Genomic DNA, 13,041 nt, shown 5'->3' with positions numbered 1-13,041 from the left:
ATAAACTAGGAATCTACAATATTATTTATTCAACAATCTCAAAGCGGAATAAATCATACTACCAATAGCTTGATCGAATGCGTCCTCATCAATTTGGAATGTAGGTGTGTGCAACTCCGAAACTATTCCTTTTGATGTATTAGCTATACCAATTAAATAAAATGTAGATGGATATGATTTGGTATAATAAGCAAAGTCTTCTGCTGCCATCCAAATATCAGCTTCGTGAACAGATTCAAAGCCATGATACTCACGTAATAAATTTGCAACAACATTCGTCAATTCGATATCATTAATTAATGCAGGATAGCCTCTACGGATCTCTAATTCTACTTTAGCACCGTACAAAGCCGGCAACTCTTTTATCTGCTTTTCGATCAGCGACAAAGCTCTATCTCTCCACTCCTCATCCATGGTTCTGAATGTACCTTCTAAATAAACCTCGTTTGGAATTACATTAGTAGCTCCATTGGCAATAAATTTACCAATTGATAATACGGAAGGTATCGCTGGATTCGCAACTCGAGACACAATTTGCTGCAGTGAAACAACTAGCTGAGAAGCGATCAGAACGGGGTCAATATTAAGGTGTGGCTGTGCGCCATGACCACCTTTTCCTGTTATCGTCACAAATAACTCATCGCTGGAAGCCATAAACTTACCTGCGCGAATAGCAACGTTTCCGACAGGATATTTAGGGGACACATGAAGCCCTAAAACCGCCTTTATTACATAATCTGATAAAATGCCTGATTCAAGTACTGCTTTTGCACCTCCCGGAATTTTTTCTTCTGCTGGTTGAAAAACACCAAGCACCGTTCCTGAAAATTCGTGTTTAAGATTCGATAATAACTTAAGTACACTTAGCAAATTCGCTGTATGGAAATCATGTCCACAAGCATGCATGACATTTGAATTAACCGAATCAAATGCTGTACCGTTAACTTCTTGAATAGGGAGCGCATCGATATCTGCACGTAGCAATATACAATCTGAACTTTCAGATTTCGTTCCTACAATTTTAACGAGTATACCCGTATTAGCTACTTCTTCAAAGCTCAAATTCTCCTGCTCTAATATTGATTTTATATAAGCAGACGTTTTAAATTCTTTGAAAGACAGTTCAGGATATTTGTGTAAATATCTTCTAGTTGCAATAGCTTCTTCTTTGATATTAGCTACAAGTTCCTTGATTCGGTTAATATTCATTTTATGTTATGCAATAACTTTATGTCTTTGTAAAAAATCATTGACGAAAGCATCGTCATTTAACAAAGGATAATCCTGATAAATACGCGTTAATTCTTCATATTGACCTGCTGACAGCACTTCATTAGGATTTAAACACCAAATACCTTTCATCAACCCTTGTCTTCTCAAAACCTCATGTATCCCAGGAATACAGCCATGAAAGCCGTGAGCCACGTCAAATAATACGGCATTAACGTCAGTTGTTTGATTTGATAGCACCTGTAAATCAACCCATTTCTCTTCAGTTGGATTAGATTTAAAGTCTTTAACCTTAGCTAATAATTCAACAGCCTTACTGGTCCAGACCGCCCAATGACCTAACAATCCTCCTCTAAACTGCACCTCCACTTCCTTACCATTCACGTTGAATCTATATATTGATAATAAGTCACTTACAATATTGTCATCGTTACCGGTATATAATGCAATTACATCCTTTCTTGGCGAATTAGCAATAGCACGTACTACATCTAGCGTTTGATACCTATTGAATGAAGCACATTTAATCGCTTCAACATTTTCAATATTGACAAACTCAGCCCAAAATTCATAAGTAAAAATACGTCCTCCAACAGATGGTTGCAAATAAAATCCAAATACAGGAATTACAGCAGCGACAGCTCTTGTACGATCCAATATCTGTGCCTCAGTCAAATCTTGTAAGCCACCCATAGACAATAATCCCATGTCATAACCGTATTCGACAGCTAGTTTTGCTTCTGCGACAGCTTGTTCTACCGGTCCACATATTCCTGCAATTTTGATAAAAGGTCTGTCAAGATTTGCCTCTTTAACCACATCTGCAGATACTTTTAATACCTTTTCATAAAGATTATGCTCGGGCAATCGTATTTCAAACTGGGTAGAATGTACACCTACAGCTATACCTCCAGCTCCACTTTCAATATAATAGTTGGTTAACAATCGTTGATTTTCTTCATCAAATTGCCTATTCTCATCCAAACATAATGGATGTGCAGGCAATACAGTACCATCCATCAAAAATTGCTTTAGTCGATTATTTAATTTTTTCATTAAAATTTGCCCTTCCTTTCTTGGAAATGTGTGTCTTTACCAAATTCATCTCCATTGTTCAACATCCACTTTGCCGTTATATCAATAATTTCCAAAATACTCACCTTTGGATAGCCAAAGGTTCGGAAACATTCTGTTGCATTATTTAATAGCGCTGTAGGCTCAGGATCATTAATAAATTGTGGTTCTCGATTTAAAGCTTTTCCTAGCTTTTCGGCAATCCATTTAATAGACAGAATCTCTGGACCTGTTACATTCAAAACTTTTGCAGGCGCTTCACAATGTAATAAACTACGTATAGCTATTTCATTCGCATCGCTCTGCCAAATGACATTCACATTATTACTACTCAAGTCTATTGCTGTACCGTTATTAACTTGTTTAGCAATCTCACGTACCACTCCATAACGAAAATCAACAGCATAATTAAGACGATAAATCAACATTGGTGTGCCATTTCTCTTACTGAAATAAGTAAAAATACGTTCTCTACCTAATGTACTTTGTGCATATTCACCTATAGGTTCTGGTGTAACCGATTCGTCTACACCTCCACTTGTTACTGGAACAAAAGGCAATACATTGCCTGATGATAAAGCTACAATTCTTGAATCTTTGAATTTTTCAGCCACACGACCTGGCAAATAAGAATTCATCGCCCATGTAAAATCTTCCTTTCCTGTAGCACCAAATTTAAACCCTGCCAAATAAATAACATTCTTTACTTCGGGCAACTGTTGTAATGCATCATCATCTAATAAATCACAAGCAATAGTTTCTACCCCTATATTATCTAAGTATGATCTCCCTTCAACATCTGAGAACCTTGAAACTCCGTACACTTTACGTTGTATACCAAGCTCGTTCAAACCATCCATCAACAGCTTTGCCATACTAGGCCCCATTTTACCTCCTATTCCTAGAAATATAAAATCACCATCTATATTTTTTAAGTCTTCCAAAAATGCACTAGAAGGTCTAGTGTATTTTAGCTCTAATTCGTTCAAAAATTTATTCTCCATAATTACTTCAAAAACATATCGTAAACATTACTAAACATCAAGATAAATATCACAGCAAGCCCCAATGCCCCTATCACTTTATAAAAAGTATTGTTCGCATGCTCTCCCATTATCTTTTTACTATTCGCTATTACAAAAATTGATATTCCGATAAAAGGCACTAAGAAAATAGTTACACTTTGTGCCAACACAATCAGCTCTAATGGTAATCTACCAAATGAAATTGCGACGATACATCCCAAAACCATAACGATAGAAATAAGTATTTTTACCTTTTTAGAATTTAGACTACTACTATACCCTAATGCATCTCCCAACAATGCTCCGCCAACTGTAGCATTTCCAACTAACGATGAAAATGATGCGCCAAATAGTCCAATAAAAAACAAAGAGCTTGCATATGAACCAAATAAAGGCTCCAAAGCTTTTCCCATCTCAGCTGCACTACCTACATGGATTCCCTTTGGATTCAATACAGCAGCAGCACAAATAAGTACTGACGCACTCATAAATCCCAATATTGCTACACCTGTAAATGCACCACGCTCTGAACTTTTAACATCTACAGACTGTTGACTCATTTTTTTTCGCTCTTGAATCAAATACGTTTGATAAAATGCGCCTACAAGAGAGAAGCATGATGCTGTAAACGCTATAATTAAACCGATAGAACCATCAGGAATACTTGGCACAAATCCAGTTAAAAAGTCTGCGAAATTAATATCTGTCAAAAATAAAGTTGCTATAAAACAACCCAACATTAACAACACCAATCCGATCATTAATTTCTCCATCACTTTATAAAATGAAGGAAAGAATAACAGTGCTATACCTAACACAGTAAAAGTCACAATCCAAATTGACATTGGTGTGCCTGTTGCCTCACCTATTGCGATACCTACACCAATACTATTTCCTGCTTGAAAAGATGTAGCGACCAAAAATATACCAATCCCTATTGCAAGGCCAATACCTTTACTAAAGTGCTCCTTAATTAAGGTTAATAATGATTTATCTTGCGTAGCACCAATTCTTGAACACATTGCTGTATAAGCACCCATAAAAAATAGAGCTACTATAACAATCCATAACAAAGAATAATAATAATCCGCCCCCATTTTGGAGGTAATAGTCATCTTACTGGGGCCAAAAACCAAAGCGGCTGTTATTATCCCAGGGCCTAATACATTTATGATTTTTTTCATTTCAAATTAATTCTTGGTTGTATTTTTTCTATTTATCATTACCTCTGTTTCTCCTATTGCTGATTGGGAGTTGCCAAAACTTGATCTCACATAGCTAGTAATTTTTGCGATATCTATATCCGACAAAAATTGAAATGATGGCATAGCTTGGTCATATTTTACTCCAGATACTTCAATTTCACCTGTTAATCCATATAGAATTGTATGAATTAACTTTTCTTTATTTCCAACAGTTTCTGTTTTTATAAGTGGTGGAAAAGTTCCGGAAATTCCTTTTCCATCTTCTTTGTGACACGATGCACAATACATATTATACAAGGTTTTTCCATCCTTTACTTGTGCAATATCCTCTACATACTCGTTCAAATAGGATTGTGGTGTAAAATTTACTTTTTCGATTTTTAGAATTTTATCATCACCCACCAATGGAAATCCCTTTTGTGGATTCCAATCCTTATTACTTGTTGCTATGTAAATATTCCCTTTACTATCTGTTGTAACCGCTCTTATCCTGCCATAATAGTCTTTCAAAAACACCTGCTCACCATTTATTTTAGTTTGTGATTGATCAAGTTTAAGTACGCGTAAACTTTGATTTTTTAGACTAACTAACAATAAACTATTATTCCATTCTGGAATAACACTATGACCATAATACTTGAGTCCAGCTGGTGCTATGACAGGTGTCCATGCCTTTATTGGTTCTGTACGTGGACTTTTGGACACAATCAACTTCTCCTTTTCCGTATCATGATAACCTTCAATATCAATCCAACCGTAATTATTCAAAGGTCTAACCCAATTGATTTCATCCTCAATAGCATCTCCGTGTTCTGAAGTCATCAAATTTCCTTTGGAGGTAATTGTCATTCCTTGAATGTTTCTGAACCCCCAGGCATAGACATAAGAATTCGAAATCGGATTATCTGGTGGAATTTGACCATCATCCGTCATACGCAATACTTTTCCATTTAAGGTCGTCGAATCTTGCGCATGCGTCAATGAATGTGCGTCACCTGTAGCCCAATACAAATAGCCTTTTGAATCAAAAATAAGTCTCGAACCATTATGTCCATTCGCTCCTTCGATTTTTAAAAGAGGTTTATTACTTATAATTTTCTTATCCTTATATTCTAATTTCGTAAGTTCTGCATATACACTATCTCCTTCCTTGATGGTATAACAAACATAAATAAAGGGCTTCTGATCAAAATCAGGATGCAACGCCATGCCCAATAACCCCGCTGTTCGGCGGTGAAAAACATTGGGCACATTGTACACCTTATTTATAGCGTTAGTGTTTAGGTCTATTTCTGATATTCCACCTTTGATCTCCGCAACAAAAATAGAATTGGTACTTTCGTTGAATTGAATATCCCAAGGCACCTCCAAGCCTTCTTGAACTTTAGATACACCTAAATAAGAATCTTCACCAATTTTGATATAATCAATAAAATCTTGATTTTTTGCTCCATCACAAGCTATTGCACTCACTAATAACCCTACAATAACTATATACAATCTACTTCTTCTCACGATGTTTAATGGTATTAGTATCCCTCTGGTGTATAACTCCACAAATCAGTTCCAATTCTAAAATAAACTTTATTATTCTTTCCTAAAATCATCAAACTAGGATCCTTTTTCAACATTTTTAATTCATCATTTTTGATATCATAACTATAAAAATGGTCAGATAATGTAAAATAAATCAATCCATTAGGATGTGAAACTGCAAGACCATTTCGCCAAATATGACTAGGGTATTGATTGTATTTGTATACTTCTTTCTTGAATACAACTTTGCGAGTGTGAATATCATACTTTACTAATGTTCCATCTGCAAAAGCCCACAAACCATTATCTGGTCCCTTGAAAAGTCCAGTAATCGACCAATGGTTATCAATAGAGTCTGTCCAAAGTACTTTTTGATTGATTGGATCCCATTCAAATATCTTACCGCGCTTCTCTACGGGAATCGCACCTAATCCTCCTGATATTGAAGTACCACCAATAATTTTACCATCTATTTCTATCAGTGATAGTACAGAATGATTCGGAATTATATTCTCATATGTTATGTATTTATCGGTTTTCACATCCAAATGTGTGATAGCACCTCCCAATCGTCCATACCCTGGTACTGTACCAAATAAGACCTCTTTACCATTTGCTAATGGTAACACAGCGAATGGTCTATCTTGATTTTTAATAGCTCCTATAAATTTCGGACTTCCTGTTCTCAAATTCCAAGGCTTGGTTACATCATATGCGAATAACTCCGCATGAGTATAGTTGCCGAAATAAATAGTGTTTCCTAAACTTGCCATTCCTTCGCTTTGGTGTAAGCCCATATAATCTTCGTGTTTACCTGTCACGGGATCAAAAGTACCATGATTACCTGCTAAGTACCCACCACTCCAAACTTTATTATCTGGTCCCCACATAATTGATTGAATACTTATTGGTGCTTTAGGTACGTCTAGTGTAATTTCTTTTTCAATAGCTCCAGTTCTAACATTAATGGTGTACACTTTGTGTGAAGCCGTTACAACATTATAATGACCGTTTTTGTCTATATATCCTGCTCTGCCACGACCTTCTATTTTAGCAATTTCTTTAGGTTCCAATTTGCTATTTCCAAAATCTAACACATACACCTTACCTGCTGCAGTATAGTATACTTCATTAGATTTATTCCTTTTAGCTATTGATTTAACTTCAATTGTCGAAAATCGCTTTTCGTACTCTTTGGTTTTTAAGTTATAAATTACTGTTTCTAGCTTATTGGCACTATTAAACCAACCAATAATTCGATCTCCTCCTTTGACATCAGCTATATGCTCCATATCATAAAGAAATTCATGATACTTATCTTGATCTGCTAATAATTGTGTTTTTGATTTGGATTTCAAATCAATTTCTACTAATCCGGCATGTGATCCGACACCAGCATATACTTTATCTGTCTTTGCGTCAAACACAACACTACGCACATAATTTTCCCCAGCTTGAACAGCGCCATTGGCTATATCTTTGAAACCTGTCTTTGGATCATATTCATATACTTGACAATCTGGATATGTACCACCATAAATTTTTCCATTTTTACCGGCTACTAAATCCCAAACCACCTTTTGATTTGGAAGTACTAATCCTAAATCTTTAGCTTCTTTATCTCCTAAATTATAAGCATACATTTTACCATTTCCAGAGATATAAACGGTATTATCGGTAGAAACCTCCATATCCCAAGACCCGTCTGTACCATTCAATGCGGAATTAACGATTAATTTTTGAGACGCCAATTCATAACCAACTAATCGTGCCGGAACACCACGTACTACTGTGAAAACATATTCTTTCCCTGCTTTATCTTGTAGAAAATGACTTCCTTGTATTGCAGCTGCAAAAACTTGAGGACCGTGGTTTGCAAATTGAGCCTTCGCCGTATACGAAAAACCGACCGTTAGTGCTAGTATGATATATTTTTTAAACATAAAATATTATGGTTAGTAATTTAAATCTTCTTTTGTCTGTCTTTTTATAATTATTTCAACTAAATCATCATAAGCCTTTCTTACTTCCGGGTCAGTAGATTTAAACATTCTTAACCATGCCCCTCCTCCTTCATAATAAGCTATTGGTTTTGTATCCCAAGACTTAGCATTTTGAAATGCCTCTATATAATCATAAAAACGCTTTCGATATTCGGGGTCTGTAATCTTGTCATCAAATTCCATCTCTAGCCCCATCTGATAACGGTTACTGTTATCAATTGCTTTCGCAAATAATGTCTTAGGCCTATCTAATTTGAAAAAGTAATTTGGCTGCTGATATGCTATATCAAAACCAGCTTCCTTCCATGTCTCAGCACCCAGTGCATACATATAAGGAATCCAATAAAACTTCAATCCTTTGCTTCTGATATAATTACCTATTTCAAATAAAATATTATCCGAATTCTTTTGTGTCTCTGCAACCCAGTAAAATCCATCTAGAGTTACATTATTGAAATTTTGCTTTTTCCATACTGCCAATACATAATCAATGTACCATTTACAAGCAGCAATCCTATCTGCATTATTTTTGAAATTTAACTTTTTAGAATCAGCTAACCCCCAATTTTCAAAATCCTTTATCGGTTCTGGGAGCGTTAGAACTACTTTTCTATCTCTTTTGGGTATTTCTTTACGCTTATATAATTTGCCCAACGCATTATTAAGTGCTGAAACACCTTTTCCCTTCTCAAAATTTCTTGCCAATAGCCACATCCATTCATTTTTACCCGCAGGTTTACCTCCGTATCCTTCGGCATACATTGACCCTCTATTATCTTTAAATTCAATAAATAAAAAGCCATCGTACAACCAATTTCTTTTTCCTTGATACATTAAAGATATGTATGGAGTTAATTCCTCTTCTGTATAATCTAGTCTATGTGTCCCCCCTTGATATAGAAGTACCAAATCAGAAACATAATTAGTTTTAACCGGGTATTTACCAGCAGTATTAACAGAGTCATTAGATGTAAGACTAGGGTTTGGCAGTTGTTCTTTCACAGAACAACTAACCATTCCCAAATATGCTATGACAATATACTTTAACACTGTTAATATTTAACCGGTATAATTGCTAATGGTGCATAAAATGTATCTATCGCCGCTGTATCAGGCTTAAACAAAGTTTTATATTCCATATTGATATTGTTTTCTACTCGCGTAAAAGAACTTTCAGCTTCTGTGGCAGGCCTAATAGGTAACCGTGGTAAACTTCCGGTAGCAGCTGTAGTCACATAAAAAACTTGCATGCCAATTGTTGTTGCATCTCTAACTCCCCAGCTAATCTTTACCCCTTGATTTGATGGTGTAAATGTAACTGATTGTACGCGCCTATTAATCAACGTAGACTCATAACTTGCCCCATATGAATTAGAACTTACATTTGCGGCTAAAGAACGAGATCCATCCGTATGATAATGCACAACATCAAAACTATATGAGCCCTCACGTAATGGTATTATCGTATTAATAGTATCAATACCTGCGGTACGATTAATAACTACTTCAGTAGAATCTGATTTATTACGCCAATAAATTTTAGCTTTTACAATATTTTGATCGGATAAAATACGCCATTGTAGTTTTATACGCTCTCGACCTGGAAAAGCTTTAAGATCTTCAGGTTTTGCGGCATATCTAATTTCTCCTGAGGCTAAATGCTTCTTATAATCATCTGATTTTACGCAACTTACAAACAGAAGAATAATTGATAAGCACGAATAATTTAATATCTTTTTCATAATTAATAACCCTCCTAATTACTTCCCCAAAATGTGATTTCGTGCAATGCAAAGTTTGCAGTACCCGACCAATTAGACAATACTTTTAAACGAATATATCTTACTGGACCTACATCAGTTTGTAGATTTAACATATCTCCATCCAACCAATAACGTTTATCCGCCTCTGTTGCAGGAGATATTCCTGCACCTGCACCTGATGGTTTAAATTGCTCATGTTCACCAAGCTTCACCCAACCATCCCAACTTCCATTGGCTGGAGGTGGACCAGAATGACCCCATATTTCATACTTTTTAGGATTTCTGTCCATGAATCGATAATAATTATTCAATCTAAATCTCGAAAGATGATATTGAGCACCTAAATCAACCGTAATGTGTTGTGGAAGAGACGCTGAATTAGAGGTAACAAAATATCTCGAATAAAATGATGATGAATAAGGGTTATCATAACTAACTAGTACAACATCATCCCACAAAAAATGCCACTGAACATAACTTAAGCCTGGCCAAATAGGTGTATCACCAGGCAAAAGAACTGCCTTGAACTTAGACTTAGGAATTAGTTCTTCAAATAAAGGAGTTATATTAGCGTATAATGTATCCGAGATGTTACCAAATCGATCTTTTACAAAAATGCCAAATCTATTTTCTTCTGACTTCATTCCACGGAAAGAATGACTTAAATTAATTCTTGTTGAATATTCTGCACCATATTGTACAAAATCCCCCAATGAATCATTGTGCATTATCACTACACCCAAACGTGCTTCTGTACTATTATCATTCCATTTTACATTCACACCACCAAAATCTGGAGCTAATCTCAATGATTCAAAAACCTGTTGATAAGGAGGTTTCAGACATCTAAATGTTGTTTCGACACTTTCCGATTTTTGGTTACTTTTATTAACAGCATATACTTTTACAGTATAAGTATCTTCATTCGGTAAACCTAGCACTTCAATCGTAGTTGTATATTGAGAGGATACAAATTCTTTTACGACCCCGCTAGGATAAGTTACTTCAGCAAGAACGTATAACAACGATTTACTATTTGGTAAAGTATACGTAATATTCCCCCCACCAGGTGTAGGTTCTATTGTCACATTTTCAACAGGAGCAATTGGTCCAGCATCCTGCTCCACAGGAGTATGTTTTTCCTCTGAGCATCCAATTACAAAAGAACTTGTTGCAATCAGAAATACTAGATATATTAAAATCTTTTTCATATTATAATAATTTAATATTGTTTCTACCATCCTGGGTTTTGGACTAAATTTGGATTTGTTAACAAGTTAGACTCTCTAATAGGCCAAAAATAATCTCTCGGCGCATTGAATGTCATATTGTGTATAGTGCGGACACGGTAATAATCACCTTCCGTACTTCCATTAATATCCCATCCTCGAATTGGTTGATTCTGCAATGTTTCCGCTGTTTTCCATCTTCTCAAATCCCAAATTCTATGACCTTCAAAAGCCAATTCTATACCACGCTCTTGCATAATAATAGATCTTAATCCTTCTTTAGTATTAGGCTTATTCGGATTATTAGAATAATTGGTCCAAGACTCTTTAACGCCGAATAGTCCAGCACGTTCACGTACGATATTCAAGTATTGTATTGCTTCATCTCGTCTATCTGTTTCATTACATGCTTCAGCGAATAACAAATACAAATCTGCTAAACGCATTTCAGGTCTTGGATACTTCTCCGTAGTATATTTCAATGTACCGGTACCAATTTGTACGTACCTCCAATTTACTAACTTTTTAGCCCAATAACCTGTCACGTTATAGTAATCACCTCTTAACTTTCCTCCTATTTGACCATTTTTACCTTGAACATATAACACGGATTGTTCGTCTGTATTTCCTGGCGCATTTGACATAAACCACTTAGCCCCATCAAATGCTACTGAACCATAAAATCTATTTTCACGATTAAAATTTAGAACAGCTGTTCTACGATTAGGAACAATATTAAACCGATCTGCATTTGTCGCTGTTTTAAGTTCAAATCTATTGGTATAGTCATATGTAATATCCTCATTAATAGGAACTCCTTTATCTGAATAGAACAATTCTGCCATGCGCATAGTTACAGACAAATAAGATGTCCAATCTGTAGGTACAGTAATTCGGGTATCTATCTGACCTGCCATATTTGCATTTTGAATATCTCCAATTACATTTTCATTATGATTCGTTAATCCCCAAATTAACTCTGTATTCCACTTTTCAGTAATTGCACCACGAGTATTCATTTGGTAAGTTGTCGAATCAGACAATCTATAACCAAAATTATTGAAGTAATATAATTCATGTCCTCCCAACTGAGCAGCTTCTATAGCTTCCTTGCCTGCGACATATGCCCTTTCCCATTTTGTCTGGTCAAAACTGGGATTGAATAATTGAATTCCACTTTTATCTTTGAAGTTTGCATAATCAGGATTCCCATTAAACAATGGACTAGCCGCCATTACCCATAGTTTAGTTTTTAGAGTTAAAGCTGCGGTCCTACTTACACGTCCAGCTTCGGTCGTCATATTTACTATTGAATTAGGTAAATTCTGTGCTGATCGATCAAGTAAACCTGATATGTAATTTACGACTTCATCTACTGGTTGACGTTTTACGCGCATCTCTTCTGGTGATGCTCCAATAGGAAGTGCTGTATCCATAATTGGAATAGGCCCATACATGCGCAGTAAACAAAAATGAAAATATGCTTTAAGAAATTCAACCTCACCAATCCAACGCTCACGCTCTTCAAGTTTCAAATCCAAGACTTTCGTCTCATCTTTGATATTATCCAAAAATATATTACACTCTCTTATCGCTTGCCAAAAATCACTTCCATGTTTATCACCATCCCAAAAGTTTACAAATGGTCTGGTTACATTTTGCTTACCAAGTGCTATCATCCATGGAGAATCAAGCTCAGGATTTGACAAATTATTATATGTCCAAAATTCATCTCCGCCAGTGAACATAATATTAGCAACTGCAGCACCTGAATGTCCTTGACTAAATGTATAAGAATAGCATTTGTGTAAAAACTTTTCTGCTTCTAATCTATTTGTAAAAGCGTGATCTATAGTTACCACACCATCTGGTACTACATCTAGATAGTTTTTACAACTCCCAGTTAAGAAGAGTATACTAGCTATTGCAATTGAATTAAACCCTCGTTTAGTTAATTTATTAATTTTCATAACCTT

At 35.6% G+C, this 13,041-nt stretch carries 10 protein-coding genes; all 10 read right to left on the bottom strand.

Annotated elements, in window-relative coordinates:
* Positions 1-21: 21 nt before the first annotated feature.
* From IPZ78_RS09930 to IPZ78_RS09885, 10 genes are read right to left on the bottom strand one after another with little or no spacing between them, the layout of a single operon-like run.
* A complete protein-coding gene (locus IPZ78_RS09930) occupies positions 22-1,209 on the bottom strand; it encodes a M20 metallopeptidase family protein (RefSeq protein WP_225553222.1) in 1,188 nt (395 codons plus the stop codon).
* A 6-nt stretch (positions 1,210-1,215) separates the two neighbouring features.
* Positions 1,216-2,286: a dihydrodipicolinate synthase family protein gene (locus IPZ78_RS09925; protein WP_225553220.1), complete on the bottom strand. Its 1,071-nt coding sequence runs from the start codon at positions 2,284-2,286 to the stop codon at positions 1,216-1,218.
* Positions 2,286-3,308 carry an NAD-dependent epimerase/dehydratase family protein gene (locus IPZ78_RS09920; RefSeq protein ID WP_225553218.1) on the bottom strand — a complete coding sequence of 341 codons (1,023 nt, stop codon included), beginning with the start codon at positions 3,306-3,308 and terminating at the stop codon, positions 2,286-2,288. Before IPZ78_RS09920 ends, IPZ78_RS09925 begins: the two co-directional genes overlap by 1 nt.
* Before the next feature lie 2 nt (positions 3,309-3,310).
* Positions 3,311-4,513, bottom strand: coding sequence for an NRAMP family divalent metal transporter (locus tag IPZ78_RS09915; protein WP_225553216.1), 1,203 nt, complete (start codon positions 4,511-4,513; stop codon positions 3,311-3,313).
* Between the two features lie 6 nt (positions 4,514-4,519).
* Positions 4,520-6,049: a PQQ-dependent sugar dehydrogenase gene (locus tag IPZ78_RS09910; protein WP_225553214.1), complete on the bottom strand. Its 1,530-nt coding sequence runs from the start codon at positions 6,047-6,049 to the stop codon at positions 4,520-4,522.
* A 14-nt stretch (positions 6,050-6,063) separates the two neighbouring features.
* Positions 6,064-8,013 carry a ligand-binding sensor domain-containing protein gene (locus IPZ78_RS09905; protein WP_225553212.1) on the bottom strand — a complete coding sequence of 650 codons (1,950 nt, stop codon included), beginning with the start codon at positions 8,011-8,013 and terminating at the stop codon, positions 6,064-6,066.
* 12 nt (positions 8,014-8,025) lie between these two features.
* Complete coding sequence (locus IPZ78_RS09900; protein WP_225553210.1) at positions 8,026-9,123, bottom strand: DUF4855 domain-containing protein; 1,098 nt, start codon at positions 9,121-9,123, stop codon at positions 8,026-8,028.
* Between the two features lie 2 nt (positions 9,124-9,125).
* On the bottom strand, positions 9,126-9,815 hold the full coding sequence (locus IPZ78_RS09895) for a DUF4998 domain-containing protein (RefSeq protein WP_225553208.1): 690 nt from the start codon (positions 9,813-9,815) through the stop codon (positions 9,126-9,128).
* Between the two features lie 14 nt (positions 9,816-9,829).
* Positions 9,830-11,047 carry a DUF5000 domain-containing lipoprotein gene (locus tag IPZ78_RS09890; protein WP_225553205.1) on the bottom strand — a complete coding sequence of 406 codons (1,218 nt, stop codon included), beginning with the start codon at positions 11,045-11,047 and terminating at the stop codon, positions 9,830-9,832.
* Between the two features lie 23 nt (positions 11,048-11,070).
* Complete coding sequence (locus IPZ78_RS09885; protein ID WP_225553203.1) at positions 11,071-13,035, bottom strand: RagB/SusD family nutrient uptake outer membrane protein; 1,965 nt, start codon at positions 13,033-13,035, stop codon at positions 11,071-11,073.
* Positions 13,036-13,041: the final 6 nt, after the last annotated feature.

Source organism: Sphingobacterium bovistauri (assembly GCF_020295405.1).
Classification (GTDB): Bacteria; Bacteroidota; Bacteroidia; order Sphingobacteriales; family Sphingobacteriaceae; genus Sphingobacterium; species Sphingobacterium bovistauri.
This window is presented reverse-complemented; position numbering and strand designations above follow the sequence as displayed.